Consider the following 15,939-nt stretch of genomic DNA (forward strand, 5'->3'; position numbering starts at 1 on the left):
GCTTATTCCTTCACCTGATGCACAACATCGATCACCGAGCCATCGCGGTAACGCACAACGGCAACGACGCGGTCGGTGAATTCAATCGGCTGTGGTTCACCGGTCAGCAGACGCGCACGTTCACGCAGCCACTCAATAGAAACCACTTTGATCCCCGCTTCCTGCAGACGTTCTGCCAGCTCCGGACGTGCCGGGTTAACTGCGATACCGTGGTCTGTGACCAGAATATCGACACTGGAGCCCGGGGTGATGCAGGTCAGCACGTTATCCACCAGCGTCGGAATACGACCGCGTACCAGCGGCGCGACGATGATGGAAAGCGCAGAAGAAATCGCGGTATCGCAGTGACCACCGGAAGCACCACGCAGTACGCCGTCAGAGCCGGTCAGCACGTTAACGTTGAACTGGGTGTCAATTTCCAGCGCACTCAGTACCACCACGTCGAGACGATCAACCGATGCGCCTTTCGACCCCCAGTTAGCGTACTGGTTGGCGCTGATTTCGATGTGATTGGGGTTACGGGCCAGCGATTGCGCAGCATGGCTGTCAAAGCTCTGCACATCCAGCAGTTTGCGGATCAGACCTTTTTCGTGCAGATCAACCATCGTTGCGGTAATACCGCCGAGGGCGAAGTCGGCGCGAATATCGCGGCTACGCATTTTGTCTTCCAGGAAACGGGTTACCGCCAGCGAAGCGCCGCCGGTGCCGGTCTGCATGGAGAAACCTTCTTTGAAGTAGCCAGAGTTAACAATCACATCCGCAGCGCTACGGGCAATAAGCAGTTCGCGCGGGTTAGTGGTCATACGGGTAGCACCAGCGCCGATTTTTGCAGCATCGCCAACGCGATCAACTTTGACGATCAGATCAACCTGATCTTGCTCAATGCTTGCCGGATTATGCGGATAAGGCAGCAGTTCTTCAGTGAGCATCACAACCTGTTTTGCGTTGTCGGCATCAACCATTGCATAGCCGAGGGAGCCGCAGCAGGCTTTACCGGTGTAGCCGTTGGCATTACCGAATTCATCACAGGACGGGACGCCGAGGAAAGCCACGTCGATATTCAGTTCGCCGCTCTGTACCAGATGCACACGTCCGCCGTGAGAGTGGATTTGCACCGGTTCCGCCAGCAGACCACGGGAGATCTCTTCCGCCAGCGGACCGCGCAGGCCGGAGGTATAAATGCGGGTAACCACGCCCTGGCGAATGTGTTCTACCAGCGGCGCATGGCAATCACTCAGGGAGCTGGAGGCCAGAGTCAGGTTTTTAAAGCCCATCTTCGCGATGACGTCCATCACCATATTGACGGTCAGGTCACCGCCACGGAAAGCGTGATGGAAGGAAACCGTCATGCCGTCCTGTAAACCAGAACGACGAATCGCTTCTTCCAGGTTGGCGCACAGTTTGCGATCGCGCGCTTTTTCAGCCTGGTAGGTTTGCTTTGGCGAGTTCTGGAAAGCGGCAAGATCGCATTCAGCGCGACGATTCCAGGCCGCTACCCGTTCTTGTCGTTGAGATTGTTCAATTTTCTGCGTCATTTTGATTGCCTTATTCTTCGCGGATGCCGGAAAGTTCTGCGCGGGAGAGCACCAGACGGGCGCGATCGATAACCGGACCGTCCACCATCTTGCCGTTCAGGGAAACCACGCCGAGGCCTTCGCGAGCGGCGGCCTCAGCGGCTTCTACGACGCGGCGGGCGTGATCCACTTCTTTCTGAGTCGGTGCGTAGAGGTTGTGCAGCAGATCAATCTGACGCGGGTTGATCAGCGATTTGCCGTCAAAGCCCAGCTGTTTGATGTGGGCGGCTTCTTGCAGGAATCCGGCTTCGTTATTAGCGTCGGAATAGACGGTATCGAACGCCTGAATACCCGCAGAGCGCGCGGCCTGCAAAATGGAACAGCGTGCGAACAGCAGTTCAGTTCCTTCCGGGGAGCGTTCTGTACGCAGGTTGCGCACATAGTCTTCTGCACCGAGGGCGATACCGATCAAACGCTCGGAAGCGTGAGCGATTTCCACCGCGCGGGTAATGCCCAGCGGAGATTCAATCGCTGCCAGCAGGCCGGTGCTGCCGGGTTCACGACCACAGGCTTTTTCGATGCGCAGGATCTCTTTTTCGATATCCAGAACATCCTGAGCGGTATCGGTTTTCGGCAGACGCACAACGTCCGCACCACCGCGAACGACGGCTTCCAGGTCGTTAACACCCCATTCGGAATCCAGCGCGTTTACACGCACAATGGTTTCAATATCGCGATACAGCGGATGTTGCAGCGCGTGGTAAACCATGCGGCGGGCTGTGTCTTTTTCACGCAATGCCACGGAGTCTTCGAGGTCAAACATCAGGGCATCAGCCGGGTAGATGAATGAGTTGCTGACCATCGCGGCATTGGCACCAGGCACAAACAACATGCTGCGGCGGGTGCGAGTTTTACGTTGTTGCAGCGAAGCGGAAATCATTGGCAATCCTCCCATGGCAGAGCCGGGATACCGCTGGCGCGTGCCAGCAGGGCTTCCAGTCGTGCACGTAAAATGCAGTCCAGTGCGCCTTTGTCATCGACATTCAGCTGTACGCCGCGCACGTTGTAGCGGGCGAGAACGTCCAGAATGGTGGTGCGAATGGCATCGCCAAACTGTTTCTCAACGCTGCTGTTGATTTGCAGGTCGATATCCTGCGTATCGAGTGGGGCGATGCGTATCATCACATCCCCAGACTCAAGGGTGCCTGCAACGGCGGGCTGGTTTATTTTCATTTTTCACCTGTTTCTCATGCGGGGGTCTTTTGACGAGCTGCCGCGTCCTGGCGGGAGTGCTCAAGCAGGTTCTGCAAATAATGCAGCGTGACTGCAGGGACCAGCGGCGCGATAGCCGTGAGATCGTTTTTCGCCAGCAGTTGACGTACCCGGGAAGCGGATATCGGCATCTCCTGGTAACGCAGCCGCTCAATTTCAACCAGTTCGATGGGCGGTGCGGAGATAGTCGGCGTTTCCAGCCAGTAGCGCATATCCTGGTTGTACTGGGCGGTAACGCGACAAAAGGGTTCAGTACCGACAAAGCGGTGAGTTACACCCAGCGCGGGAGCGAGGTACTGACGGAAAATCTTCAGATCAATTTCGGTGTAACAATGGTTAATGACGCTCTGTTCTTTAATGAAGTAGCAAGGGAACGTAGCGCGGGATATGATGTATTCGGAGCCGCGATGCACAGTCAGGCGTGGAATATCGGCGGTGCCTTTTAACACCAGATCCAGTCGGTCTTCATAGGGGAAGCGTGAAGAATCTTCTTTGACTAAAAACAGATGCAACCAGTCGCACTGTGCCGCAGCCTGTTGAATCAGATAACGGTGACCATTCGTAAAGGGATTGGCGTTCATCACAATGCAGCCAATCTTGTTCCCTGGATGACAAAATTTTTTCAGCGATTCGGCATAGCGTTTCAGTCGCGTGGCGCTGTTTTCCATCAGCACCATCACGCCGGGTACGCTGGTCAGCGTGGAAAAACCGCACTGGCGGAACAGCGCCTCGTATTCGGTTTTGGTATAAATAAACAGATGCGTGCTGTGCCGTTCATAGGCGAGGTTTATCAATTCAGTGGCTAATGTCAGCGCCAGTCCTTCACCGCGAACGGATTCACTGATAGCAACGCATTTAATAATATTTCCGGCAATTCCACCGCACGCGATAAGATTTTCATCGCGGGTTACGGTAATAAATACTTCGACTGTGGTGTCAACGCTCAAATCATTTTCATGCAGGAATTGGGCGATTTCCGCCATTTTTTTATTTTCTGAACGTTTTACACGGGTGAAAATATCATTGCCGAACATAATGAATAGTATCCTGAAGGTGCATGTTGTTATCGATTTGCAACAAATGCTGTTCGATGTTGCAAACTGATAACCTTTTATTTTCACTTAGGAGAAAGGGGGGCGATCGAGGTATATCTTTTCTCCTTTCGCTATACATCCTAAGGAGTATTGCAGCGTGAAATTTTGATTTATTTCACATAGAGTTAGTGGTTTTTTATTTATTTAATGGTTTTAAGTTTTTTAATTAATGTAATTACGAAATGACCCGCAGGTTTAATTGATTTAATTGATTTAATGAATAAAATTTGCCACGATTATATTTAATATCTATGTATTTTGATTCAACATTTTAATTACATCTGTCAAAGAGGCTCGGGACAACCCGCAAGGAAAACAATGTTGCAGCTTAACGAGAATAAACAGTTTGCATTTTTCCAAAGACTGGCATTTCCGCTGCGTATCTTTTTGCTGATTCTGGTGTTCTCAATATTTGTCATTGCAGCCCTGGCGCAATATTTTACAGCCAGTTTTGAGGACTATTTAACGCTTCATGTGCGCGACATGGCAATGAATCAGGCAAAAATTATTGCTTCTAATGACAGTATCATCAGTGCAGTGAAAACGCGTGACTACAAGAGGCTGGCGACCATCGCTGACAAATTACAAAGAGATACTGATTTCGATTATGTGGTGATTGGCGATCGGCACTCGATTCGTCTTTACCATCCTAATCCGGAGAAAATTGGTTATCCTATGCAGTTCACCAAACCGGGCGCGCTGGAGAAAGGGGAGAGCTACTTCATCACCGGGAAAGGGTCAATTGGCATGGCGATGCGTGCCAAAACGCCAATCTTTGATGACGATGGAAAAGTCATCGGCGTGGTGTCGATTGGCTACCTGGTGAGTAAAATCGATAGCTGGCGGGCTGAGTTTTTATTACCGATGGCTGGCGTGTTTGTCGTGCTGTTAGGGATTCTGATGTTGCTATCGTGGTTCCTGGCCGCGCATATCCGTCGGCAGATGATGGGCATGGAGCCAAAGCAAATCGCACGCGTGGTCCGTCAGCAAGAGGCGCTGTTTAGTTCGGTTTATGAAGGGCTCATTGCGGTGGATCCGCATGGTTACATTACCGCCATCAATCGTAACGCAAGAAAGATGCTGGGTCTGAGTTCCCCCGGACGGCAATGGTTGGGTAAACCCATTGCTGAAGTGGTCAGGCCCGCCGATTTCTTTACCGAACAGATTGATGAAAAACGTCAGGATGTGGTGGCGAACTTTAACGGTCTGAGCGTTATTGCCAACCGGGAAGCTATTCGTTCTGGTGATGATTTGCTGGGGGCCATTATCAGCTTTCGTAGTAAAGACGAAATATCCACCCTCAATGCGCAACTGACGCAAATTAAACAATACGTCGAGAGCCTGCGCACATTGCGACACGAGCATCTCAATTGGATGTCGACGCTCAATGGTCTGTTGCAGATGAAAGAGTATGATCGCGTGCTGGCGATGGTGCAGGGGGAGTCTCAGGCCCAGCAACAGCTTATTGACAGCCTGCGTGAGGCGTTTGCCGATCGCCAGGTGGCGGGGCTGCTTTTTGGTAAAGTGCAGCGCGCCCGGGAACTGGGGCTAAAAATGATCATTGTCCCCGGTAGCCAGCTTTCGCAACTGCCGCCAGGACTGGATAGCACCGAGTTTGCAGCCATTGTGGGCAATTTACTTGATAACGCCTTCGAAGCCAGCCTGCGTAGCGATGAAGGAAACAAGATCGTTGAATTATTCCTCAGCGATGAAGGCGATGATGTGGTGATTGAAGTCGCCGATCAGGGCTGCGGCGTTCCAGAGTCTCTACGAGACAAAATATTTGAGCAGGGGGTCAGTACGCGTGCTGACGAGCCCGGTGAACATGGCATTGGGTTGTACTTGATTGCCAGCTACGTAACGCGCTGCGGTGGTGTTATCACTCTCGAAGATAATGATCCCTGCGGTACCTTGTTTTCAATCTATATTCCGAAAGTGAAACCTAATGACAGCTCCATTAACCCTATTGATCGTTGAGGACGAAACGCCGCTGGCAGAGATGCATGCGGAATATATTCGTCACATTCCCGGATTCAGTCAGATATTACTGGCGGGAAACCTGGCGCAGGCCCGAATGATGATCGAGCGTTTTAAGCCGGGGCTAATCTTGCTCGATAACTATCTTCCTGACGGCAGAGGGATTAATTTATTGCATGAACTGGTGCAGGCGCATTATCCCGGCGACGTGGTGTTTACCACTGCAGCCAGCGATATGGAAACGGTGTCTGAAGCCGTACGTTGTGGTGTATTTGATTATCTCATTAAGCCCATTGCCTATGAACGGCTGGGGCAAACGCTAACCCGTTTCCGCCAGCGTAAACATATGCTGGAAAGTATTGATAGCGCCAGCCAGAAGCAAATTGATGAGATGTTTAATGCCTATGCTCGCGGTGAACCTAAAGACGAACTGCCGACCGGCATTGATCCCTTGACGCTAAACGCAGTGCGAAAACTGTTTAAAGAGCCTGGTGTGCAACATACGGCAGAAACGGTGGCGCAGGCACTGACTATCAGCCGCACCACTGCCAGACGTTATCTTGAATATTGCGCCAGCCGCCATCTGATTATTGCTGAAATTGTTCACGGCAAAGTTGGCAGACCGCAACGCATATACCACAGTGGGTGACATGATAAAGCCGGAGGAAACTTGCCTCCGGCATGACTATTTACTTGCCTGTGACCGCGGCTGCCGTTCCTGGCACCATCAGCTCTGTAGCAACGATAACAATCACCAGCCCAACAAGCACCGGCACCGAGGTGCGTTTTACGACTTCAAATGGTGAGATCTTCGCCATCCCGGCAACCGCAACGACTACGCCAGAAACGGGTGACAGGGTACGGCCGAGGTTTGACGCCTGCAGCATTGGGATAGTCAAATACGCCGGGTTAATGCCGGAAGAGTGCGCCAGTTTCGGGATCATCTCAACAAACGCATAAAACGGCGCATTGCCTGAACCGGTCGTGACTGCCGCCAGCATTGTCAGGATCACTAATACCAGCATCAGGATGATACTCGCCGAACCAAACGAGGTGGCGATAGAAATCAGACTTTGAATAAAGCCGATGGTGCTAAGCCCCTGAGCGAATACCCCAGCGGCAACCAGCAGCATCACCACGTTAGCAAACGCATCGGCCATCCCGCGATAAGCCACTTCCAGACCAGAGAAAACTTTCTGGGTATTAAAGCTGCGGATGAACTCCAGAATGGAGGCAATCAGCATACAAATCACCAGAATAGTGATGATGTGTAATTGCGGACCCCATTTGCCGTCAAAAATCAGCACTCCGATGATCGGCGTGAACGGCAAAATGGCATAAAACGCAGGAGCAGTGGTGGTGATTTCACTGACATCTAACATTTCATGAGAGATGTGCTCTTTTTTATCCAGATAACGTTGCCAGAAGAAGTGGGCGATCGCCATGCCGATAATTGCAGCAATTGAGATAGGCAGCGTCGTTTTGAAGGCGAAGTCAATCAGCGACATTTCGGAAGCCTGCGCCGCCAGCACCACATCCCCTGAAGTCGGTGCGAGAATAATCGCCGCCGGGGAGGCACAAATAGCAGCAGCTGCACCACGGCTGATACCAACGTTTACCATCACCGGAAACAGGGTTGCCATCAGCAAAACACCCAGACCGGTCGCGGAAGAGACGGCCAGAGACATCAGACAGGCGACAAAATAGGCGGCAATCATCAGCAGGTAAGGGGAGTTAATATACTGCAATGGTTTTGACGCCAGCTTGACCACCATATCATTCGCGCCGATATGGGTCATGTAAGCGGCAAAGCCACACAGCATCATAATCATCATGCCGAGGTCGCCGCCGCGGCTCATTAGCAATATTTTAACGTATTCAACGATATCCGTGGCGCTGTAGCCTGTTGAAGCCTGGCTGGACGGTAACACTTTGTGCCCCATAATGGCACTGATAATCAGCAATAACAGGCCACCGACAAATAACACGCCAGTGGCGGAATACCCTTTAATGATGTAGCGAGCTACACCCACAATAACCACAACCCCAATAAGGAGTTCAATGAATGTCAGCATAATTTTTCCTGTCTCCAGGCCCCAAAGTAAATAATAAAAAATTCCTAAAGCTTAAGGAAAAAATATGCCCAATAAATTGGCGATAAATGCTGATTAAAATCAAGAAAAACTGCCATTAAGACATTGAAGTTGCTGTTTTTATACATAGATAACAAAACGCATATTTAGCGGTTGGCAATTATCACATAATAATGTGTGTAAATTGATGGTGGATTGATGCAAATTTGTTAATTGCAATGGTGTTAGCTGCGGCTGTGCGCTCAAAAAATAATCTAATATGAGCATAGGTTGACGATATATATTATATACTTCGTTAAGATGATTGTTGTATCTCGTTAAAAAATAAAATAATTTTTCCTTGATTGCATTTTGTCATCAAAAAAGACTTGATTTTTCTTTTTTGACTATTCCCATCGCAGAAAACGACGCATCATCTTTAATCGATGCGCGGAAATATTTAACTTAAACAAGCGGAAATAAATAGAGCAGCTATTCAGATTATTCTTTATGTTGGGGCTATTAAGGTTATGTTAATTGTAGCTTTGCTATGCTAGTAGTAGATTTTTGATAAATGTTTTATGGTCACAAATGAACGTGAGTAAATATGTCGCTATCTTTTCCTTTGTTTTTGTTCAGTTAATCAGCGTTGGTAAAGTTTTTGCTAACGCAGATGAGTGGATGACAACGTTTAGAGAAAATATTGCACAAACCTGGCAACAGCCTGAACATTATGATTTATATATTCCTGCCATCACCTGGCATGCACGTTTCGCTTACGACAAAGAAAAAACCGATCGCTATAACGAGCGACCGTGGGGTGGCGGTTTTGGTCAGTCGCGTTGGGATGAAAAAGGAAACTGGCATGGCCTGTATGCCATGGCATTTAAGGACTCGTGGAACAAATGGGAACCGATTGCCGGATACGGATGGGAAAGTACCTGGCGACCGCTGGCAGATGAAAATTTTCATTTAGGACTGGGATTCACCGCTGGCGTAACGGCACGCGATAACTGGAATTACATCCCTCTCCCGGTTCTACTGCCATTGGCCTCTGTGGGTTATGGTCCAGTGACTTTTCAGATGACCTACATTCCGGGTACCTATAACAATGGCAATGTGTACTTTGCCTGGATGCGCTTTCAGTTTTGAGACAAATGAAATTTTAGTAAACTCTTTAAAATCAATGAGTAAAATAATTAACATCAAAAATAACGCGACTTTTATCACTTTTTAGTAAAGTTGCACTGGACAAAGCGTACCACAATTGGTGTACTGGTAACCGACACAGCATTTGTGTCTATTTTTCATGTAAAGGTAATTTTGATGTCTAAGATTAAAGGTAACGTTAAGTGGTTTAATGAGTCCAAAGGATTCGGTTTCATTACTCCGGAAGACGGCAGCAAAGACGTGTTCGTACACTTCTCTGCAATCCAGACTAATGGTTTTAAAACTCTTGCTGAAGGTCAGCGCGTAGAGTTCGAAATCACTAACGGTGCCAAAGGCCCTTCTGCTGCAAACGTAATCGCTCTGTAAGATACGTCAGCAAGAATTCAAAACCCGCTTAATCAGCGGGTTTTTTTTGGTCTTTAGTGTGCGGTTGAGGCGGAAAACAGCCAGAAAGCCAGTGCGGTCATGGCAAAAGACCCCAAAAGGTTGACGAAAACGTTCAGTAACGCCCAGCCAAAGCGGCCCTCTTGTAACAAAAACACCACTTCTGCCGAAAATGTTGAGAAGGTTGTTAGACCGCCACAAAATCCGGTGGTGATTAATACTTTCCACACTGGATCAATGTTCGTCATCCTGCTAAACCAGGCGAATCCCATTCCTATGATGAATGCCCCAATCAGGTTTGCAGCCAGCGTCCCCAACGGAATCGCTTGATGCAGCGGGTTAAATCGCATACTTAACAGCCATCTCGCCACGCTTCCCGTACCACCGCCAATAAAAACTGCTAAAAGAAGTTGTAACACTGCAAAATCCTGCTATTTGATTTGTATGAGTGATAAGTGTAACGCCGAATAATCGCCGTTGGCGAATTTTACGACTCTGACAGGAGGAGGTGGCAATGCTGGTTGCCGCAGGACAGTTTGCTGTTACATCTGTGTGGGAAAAGAACGCTGAGATTTGTGCCTCGTTGATGGCGCAGGCGGCGGAAAACAACGTTTCGCTGTTTGTCCTGCCGGAAGCATTGTTGGCGCGCGATGATCATGATGCAGATCTATCGGTTAAATCAGCACAGCTGCTGGAAGGCGAATTCCTCGGACGTTTACGGCGAGAAAGTAAACGTAACATGATGACGACAATTCTGACGATTCATGTTCCTTCAACGCCGGGGCGCGCATGGAATATGCTGGTGGCGCTACAGGCAGGAAACATCGTCGCCCGTTATGCCAAACTGCATCTCTATGATGCATTTGCCATTCAGGAATCACGCCATGTTGATGCTGGTAATGAAATAGCTCCGTTACTGGAGGTGGAAGGGATGAAGGTCGGTCTGATGACCTGTTATGACTTACGCTTTCCAGAGCTGGCGCTGGCACAGGCATTACAGGGAGCTGAAATCCTGGTACTTCCTGCCGCCTGGGTTCGTGGGCCGCTCAAAGAGCATCACTGGTCAACGTTGCTTGCCGCTCGTGCGCTGGATACCACCTGTTATATGGTGGCGGCGGGGGAGTGCGGGAACAAAAATATCGGGCAAAGCCGAATTATAGATCCCTTTGGCGTCACCATTGCGGCAGCGTCAGAAATGCCTGCACTCATTATGGCGGAAGTGACGCCCGAACGTGTGCGTCAGGTGCGCGCGCAACTTCCCGTTTTAAACAACCGTCGCTTTGCGCCGCCGCAATTATTATGATGTTTTTTTACTCGGCGCTTGATTCACCTTGTTACAGATTGCTATTGTGTGCGCGCGTCGAATGACCGTTAATATTCTCTGGTTTTTAAGGCGCGTTCTGTTGCCGGTTATATGTCAAGAAGGTATCTATGGGTGAGATTAGTATTACCAAACTGCTGGTAGTTGCGGCGCTGGTCGTTCTGCTGTTTGGGACTAAGAAGTTACGTACGCTGGGCGGAGACCTTGGAGCGGCCATTAAAGGGTTCAAGAAGGCGATGAATGATGACGATGCTGCGGCGAAAAAAGGCGCAGACGTTGATCTTCAGGCTGAAAAGCTCTCTCATAAAGAGTGACGTGGCGAGCAGGACGCTCCCTCAATATCTTGTTCGATACAAAAAACCCGCTTCAAAAAGCGGGTTTTTTATCAGACAGATGTAAGTAATTATTACAGGATTACTTAACTTCCATCCCTTTCGCCTGCAAATCGGCGTGGTAAGACGAGCGGACAAACGGACCGCATGCAGCATGGGTAAAGCCCATCGCCAGCGCTTCGGCTTTCATTTCGTCGAACTCATCCGGGCTAACGTAACGTTGAACCGGCAGGTGATGGCGGCTTGGCTGCAAATATTGCCCCAGCGTTAACATCGTCACACCATGACGGCGCAGGTCGCGCATTACCTCAATAATTTCTTCATTGGTTTCACCCAGACCCACCATCAGACCAGACTTGGTCGGGATTTCCGGATGCGCTTCTTTAAAGCGTTCCAGCAGCTTCAGCGACCAGTTGTAATCTGCACCAGGCCGTACCTGACGGTAAATACGCGGTACGTTTTCCAGGTTATGGTTGAACACATCTGGTGGTGTGGCGGTCAGAATATCCAGAGCACGATCCATACGACCGCGGAAATCCGGCACCAGAGTTTCAATTTTGATTTGCGGGCTTTTTTCCCGAATGGCAGTAATGCAATCCGCAAAGTGCTGGGCACCGCCATCGCGTAGGTCATCACGGTCAACGGAGGTGATAACCACATAACGCAGCGCCATATCGGCAATGGTCTGCGCCAGTTTCACTGGTTCATTGGCATCCGGAGCTACCGGGCGACCGTGGGCAACGTCACAGAACGGACAACGGCGGGTACAAATAGCGCCGAGGATCATAAACGTTGCTGTGCCGTGGTTGAAGCATTCCGCCAGGTTAGGGCAGGAGGCTTCCTCGCAGACAGAATGCAGGCCATTTTTGCGCATTGCGGCTTTGATGCCCTGGATACGTGTAGAGTCCGCTGGAAGCTTGATTTTCATCCATTCCGGCTTGCGCAGCAGGGCTTCGCGCTCTGTTGCCACGTTTTTAACCGGGATAAGGGCCATCTTATCGGCATCGCGGTATTTAACACCGCGTTCCATCACAATGGGTTTACTCATAGCGTGCGTGTTCCAGTTGCGAATTACGAAGGAAAGCGTTTCAATTCAATAGATTGTTGTAATTATCAACTATTTTTGAATTAACGACTGGCAGTATATCATTGAAACGGACCTGAAAGCAGCCAAAGCGGTCGCGAAAATGTAAAATTGTTGTTGGATTGTGCCATTTTTTCGCTCTTCGCTGTGATCTGGCTGTAACAATACTTTTTCAAAATGCATTACGGATAACATCTATTACCCCGTGCAGGATGGGATCACGCAGGCTGAATTTGTTGTAGTGGATAGAGAAATCTATTTGCTCCTCATTTAAGGACGGAAAAGGCAGTTTTTCCAGCGGCCAACAACGGCTAAACAGGTTATAAAAACGGCTGGGAATAATCGCTAACATGTCACTGTTGGCAACCAGTGCAGCGATTGTCAAAATGTTGTAGCTGGTGAAACTGATTTGCCGGTCCGGAAACATCTCTTGAACTCTCTGCCGCAGACCGCTGAAATTTTGCCCTTCCGGTAACAGGAGTATATGCGCAGCGTTGTCGATAGTCTCCCTGTCATCTTCTAAAGAGAGTAGTGGATTTCCCTCACGGCAAATTAACACCATATTGTCGGTGAACAGAACATGATGTTGCACCGTACGATTGGTGCAAAACATGTTATCGATGATGAGATCGGTTTGAAACTGACTGAGTTGGTTTTCCGCGTCGCTGATGGGCGGGTTGCGCAGTAAAAGCTGCGGATAGTGAGTTTTAATCGCCCGATAGATGACAGGAAGGACCAGGGCTCCGACTGAGGGGGTGGTCGCAATAGTTATCGTTCGTTGCTTATCATAGCTTCCTTCGATATCCAGCGCGCCAAGAATGGACTCAAGGCCCTGACTGATATACTCATGTAGATGCATCGCAAATGCGGTAGGAGTGACACCCTGGCCTTTGCGAATAAACAATGGGTCAGGGAATATAACGCGCAGTTTCTGAATAGACTGACTGATTGCCGAGGGTGTCAGATTAAGCACTTTCGCTGCATTAACGATCCCTTTATGTACATATACAGCTTCAAAAATAGTCAGAAGGTTAAGATCAATATTTCGTAAGGTTGTAAATATTTGTGGTTTACCTTCTGACGACTTTCTGCTTAAACAGGTTTCAATTTGATTATTACTATCCACGCACTTACTCCAATTTTATTCATGGAAAAATAATATTTAAAAAAATTACAATAATCTTATGTCTAATTGGGACGGAACGATTTTGCTCACCATGGTCAATTATTTCAATGGGTTAATCAATTAGGTGGGCTACGGAGCAAGGCGTAGCATCGCATTTCTGCAAGTGATAAAGAAAATATACAAACGCGAAGGAGATGTAAAGCATTAGCAGGTGTTATGAGTAATGACCCAGTGTAAATTGGGCCATTGATGTATGGAATTAAGCGGTAATATATTCGAAGTCAGGATTGTTTAGTAGCGCTAAAATATTTTCCAGTAAACGTGGTGCAATATTATTAGTCGTCGCTTCGGGTTTCCATTGTGATATTTTAGCCATTTCCATTCCTGCATACCCACAAGGATTAATACGTAAAAATGGTGAAAGATCCATATTGACGTTTAATGCCAGACCGTGGAATGAACAACCGCGTCGAATACGTAAACCCAGTGAGCAAATTTTCTTTTCCCCGACATAGACACCAGGCGCGTCAGCCCGAGGATGCGCTTCTATACCCAGTTCAGACAGGGTATTCACCACTGTTTGCTCAAGCAAGGTCACCAGTTCACGCACACCGAGTTTACGGCGTTTCAGGTTAAGCAACACATACATCACCTGTTGCCCCGGCCCGTGATAAGTCACCTGCCCACCGCGATCGCTCTGGATCACCGGAATATCACCCGGCATTAAAATGTGCTCCGCTTTTCCTGCCTGCCCTTGGGTGAATACCGGATAGTGCTCGACCAGCCAGATTTCATCAAGGGTACTATCATCGCGGGTATCGGTGAATTCATGCATAGCCTGGGATATTGGCTCGTAAGGCTGAAGACCGAGCTGGCGGACAAGAATTTTATCCTGATACAAAACGGCATCTCCGTGGAGAATGAGTAAAAGTGGGGGAAAAGTATATCACAGCGAGGAGAGGGGAGTTACCCGACCAGGAGCCGGGTAACGGAGAAGCGAGTTACAGAACCATGCGGACAATATCGATTTTGCCCAGTTCTTCATACAGTGTTTCAACCTGCTCGATATGAGTAGCGTTGATAGTGATAGATACCGAGTGGTAGTTGCCTTTGCTGCTTGGTTTTACCGTTGGGGTGTAGTCACCTGGCGCATGGCGCTGTACCACTTCAACCACCTGATCAACCAGCTCAGGTAACGCCTGCCCCATAACTTTGTAAGTAAAAGGAGTAGGGAATTCAAGCAGTTCGTTAAGTTTGGTTTTCATGTCAGCTCCGGCGTAACGTAATTAAATAGCAACTCCCGCCAGAAGGCGGGAGTTTTTTACTGATGCTTAGTATATGGGGACGGAAATCACACTTTCAAGTGTTCAATTTTTAACCAAACCAGTGATGGAACATTAATTTAATGTAATCAATGATTTTGCCGAAGAAGTTACCTTCCGGTATTTCTTGCAGCACAACCAGCGGGCGTTGTTCGATCGTTTTGCCATCAAGCTGGAAGTTGATAGTTCCGACGACCTGATTCTTTTGCAGCGGCGCATGCAATTCACTGCTGTTCAGCACATAGCTGGCTTTCAGATCTTTCATGCGACCACGCGGAATGGTCAGGTACACGTCTTTATCAACCCCTAACGAAGCGCGATCAGAATCACCAAACCAAACCGGTTCAGAGGCGAACTCTTTACCTACTTTCAGTGGGTTAACGGTTTCGAAGAAACGGAAGCCCCAGGTTAGCAGTTTTTTACTTTCGGCTTCACGGCCTTTAAAAGTACGTCCGCCCATCACCGCAGAGATCAAGCGCATCTGGCCTTCAGTCGCAGAAGCAACAAGGTTGTAACCTGCTTTGTCAGTGTGTCCGGTTTTGATGCCGTCGACATTCAGGCTGTTATCCCATAACAGACCGTTACGGTTCAGCTGGCGAATACCGTTAAACGTAAATTCTTTTTCTTTATAGATCGAGTATTCATTCGGTACGTCACGGATCAACGCCTGGCCGATCAGCGCCATATCTCGCGCGGAGCTGTACTGACCATCAGCATCCAGACCATGTACCGTCTGGAAGTGGGTATTTTTCAGGCCCAGTGCGTTAACGTAGCTGTTCATCAAGCCAACAAAAGCGTCCTGGCTACCAGCGGCAAAATCGGCCATGGCGACACAAGCATCGTTACCCGATTGCAGGTTAATACCGCGGATCAGCTGAGAAACCGGAACCTGCATGCCCGGTTTGAGGAACATCAGCGAAGAACCTTTAAATACCGGGTTACCGGTGGCCCATGCGTCGTTACCGATGGTGACTAAATCAGTTTCTTTAAATTTACCGGCTTTCATTGCCTGGCCGATAACGTAACTGGTCATCATTTTGGTCAGGCTGGCAGGATCGCGGCGGACATCTGCGTTCTGTTCGGCGAGCACTTTGCCGGAGTTATAGTCAATCAGGATGTAGGACTCCGCATCGATCTGCGGTACACCCGGGATCATAGTTTTGATATTCAGGTCATCGGCATGTGCAGCAGAGATAAAGGCTGTGCAAAGAGCCGTGGTGAGCGCCAGGCGCTTCATGATACGAGCGGAAAAAATGGTATTCATGGTCTGA

At 49.1% G+C, this 15,939-nt stretch carries 17 protein-coding genes; 6 read left to right on the forward strand and 11 right to left on the reverse strand.

Annotated elements, in window-relative coordinates:
• Positions 1-2: 2 nt before the first annotated feature.
• From citF to citC, 4 genes are read right to left on the reverse strand one after another with little or no spacing between them, the layout of a single operon-like run.
• Positions 3-1,535, reverse strand: coding sequence for a citrate lyase subunit alpha (gene citF, locus ACJHWT_RS03830; protein ID WP_000192246.1), 1,533 nt, complete (start codon positions 1,533-1,535; stop codon positions 3-5).
• Positions 1,536-1,545: 10 nt separating this feature from the next.
• Positions 1,546-2,454, reverse strand: a complete 909-nt coding sequence (gene citE / locus ACJHWT_RS03835) for a citrate (pro-3S)-lyase subunit beta (protein ID WP_000622357.1) — start codon at positions 2,452-2,454, stop codon at positions 1,546-1,548.
• The gene (citD, locus tag ACJHWT_RS03840) at positions 2,451-2,747 is read right to left on the reverse strand and encodes a citrate lyase acyl carrier protein (RefSeq protein ID WP_000700703.1); all 297 of its coding nucleotides are present in this window, start codon (positions 2,745-2,747) and stop codon (positions 2,451-2,453) included. Before citD ends, citE begins: the two co-directional genes overlap by 4 nt.
• A 14-nt stretch (positions 2,748-2,761) precedes the next feature.
• Complete coding sequence (gene citC / locus ACJHWT_RS03845; protein ID WP_000467716.1) at positions 2,762-3,820, reverse strand: [citrate (pro-3S)-lyase] ligase; 1,059 nt, start codon at positions 3,818-3,820, stop codon at positions 2,762-2,764.
• A 378-nt stretch (positions 3,821-4,198) separates the two neighbouring features.
• Here citC and dpiB point away from each other — a divergent pair, with 378 nt between their 5' ends.
• Both dpiB and dpiA read left to right on the forward strand, forming a co-directional pair.
• Entirely contained in the window at positions 4,199-5,857 is a 1,659-nt protein-coding gene (dpiB, locus tag ACJHWT_RS03850) for a sensor histidine kinase DpiB (RefSeq protein WP_001317686.1), read from the forward strand.
• A complete protein-coding gene (dpiA, locus tag ACJHWT_RS03855) occupies positions 5,826-6,506 on the forward strand; it encodes a two-component response regulator DpiA (protein WP_000126500.1) in 681 nt (226 codons plus the stop codon). The genes dpiB and dpiA overlap by 32 nt, the downstream gene beginning before the upstream one ends.
• Positions 6,507-6,546: 40 nt before the next feature.
• On the opposite strand, the gene dcuC is transcribed toward dpiA, so the two are convergent.
• A complete protein-coding gene (dcuC, locus tag ACJHWT_RS03860; RefSeq protein WP_000955057.1) occupies positions 6,547-7,932 on the reverse strand; it encodes an anaerobic C4-dicarboxylate transporter DcuC in 1,386 nt (461 codons plus the stop codon).
• Between the two features lie 588 nt (positions 7,933-8,520).
• Between dcuC and pagP the strand changes: the two genes are divergently transcribed.
• Together pagP and cspE are read left to right on the forward strand one after the other, a co-directional pair.
• Positions 8,521-9,081 (forward strand): lipid IV(A) palmitoyltransferase PagP, encoded by a 561-nt coding sequence (gene pagP / locus ACJHWT_RS03865; protein ID WP_001317689.1) that lies wholly within the window; start codon positions 8,521-8,523, stop codon positions 9,079-9,081.
• 174 nt (positions 9,082-9,255) lie between these two features.
• The gene (gene cspE / locus ACJHWT_RS03870; RefSeq protein WP_000034825.1) at positions 9,256-9,465 is read left to right on the forward strand and encodes a transcription antiterminator/RNA stability regulator CspE; all 210 of its coding nucleotides are present in this window, start codon (positions 9,256-9,258) and stop codon (positions 9,463-9,465) included.
• Positions 9,466-9,518: 53 nt separating this feature from the next.
• On the opposite strand, the gene crcB is transcribed toward cspE, so the two are convergent.
• Positions 9,519-9,902, reverse strand: coding sequence for a fluoride efflux transporter CrcB (crcB, locus tag ACJHWT_RS03875; protein WP_000939738.1), 384 nt, complete (start codon positions 9,900-9,902; stop codon positions 9,519-9,521).
• 95 nt (positions 9,903-9,997) lie between these two features.
• Here crcB and ACJHWT_RS03880 point away from each other — a divergent pair, with 95 nt between their 5' ends.
• A complete protein-coding gene (locus tag ACJHWT_RS03880; protein ID WP_410232312.1) occupies positions 9,998-10,786 on the forward strand; it encodes a deaminated glutathione amidase in 789 nt (262 codons plus the stop codon).
• 128 nt (positions 10,787-10,914) lie between these two features.
• Entirely contained in the window at positions 10,915-11,118 is a 204-nt protein-coding gene (gene tatE / locus ACJHWT_RS03885; protein ID WP_000503931.1) for a twin-arginine translocase subunit TatE, read from the forward strand.
• A gap of 100 nt (positions 11,119-11,218) precedes the next feature.
• Here the strand turns inward: tatE and lipA are convergent, their stop codons facing one another.
• The 5 genes from lipA to dacA form a co-directional block, all read right to left on the reverse strand.
• Positions 11,219-12,184 (reverse strand): lipoyl synthase, encoded by a 966-nt coding sequence (gene lipA, locus ACJHWT_RS03890; protein WP_000042632.1) that lies wholly within the window; start codon positions 12,182-12,184, stop codon positions 11,219-11,221.
• A 208-nt stretch (positions 12,185-12,392) separates the two neighbouring features.
• A complete protein-coding gene (locus ACJHWT_RS03895) occupies positions 12,393-13,346 on the reverse strand; it encodes a YbeF family transcriptional regulator (RefSeq protein WP_000378060.1) in 954 nt (317 codons plus the stop codon).
• A 259-nt stretch (positions 13,347-13,605) separates the two neighbouring features.
• On the reverse strand, positions 13,606-14,247 hold the full coding sequence (gene lipB / locus ACJHWT_RS03900) for a lipoyl(octanoyl) transferase LipB (RefSeq protein WP_000284036.1): 642 nt from the start codon (positions 14,245-14,247) through the stop codon (positions 13,606-13,608).
• Between the two features lie 100 nt (positions 14,248-14,347).
• A complete protein-coding gene (gene ybeD / locus ACJHWT_RS03905) occupies positions 14,348-14,611 on the reverse strand; it encodes a DUF493 family protein YbeD (RefSeq protein WP_000850550.1) in 264 nt (87 codons plus the stop codon).
• A 109-nt stretch (positions 14,612-14,720) separates the two neighbouring features.
• Complete coding sequence (dacA, locus tag ACJHWT_RS03910) at positions 14,721-15,932, reverse strand: D-alanyl-D-alanine carboxypeptidase DacA (protein ID WP_001092082.1); 1,212 nt, start codon at positions 15,930-15,932, stop codon at positions 14,721-14,723.
• Between the last annotated feature and the right edge of the window lie 7 nt (positions 15,933-15,939).

Source organism: Escherichia sp. WS338 (genome assembly GCF_046486405.1).
Taxonomy (GTDB): Bacteria; Pseudomonadota; Gammaproteobacteria; order Enterobacterales; family Enterobacteriaceae; genus Escherichia; species Escherichia coli.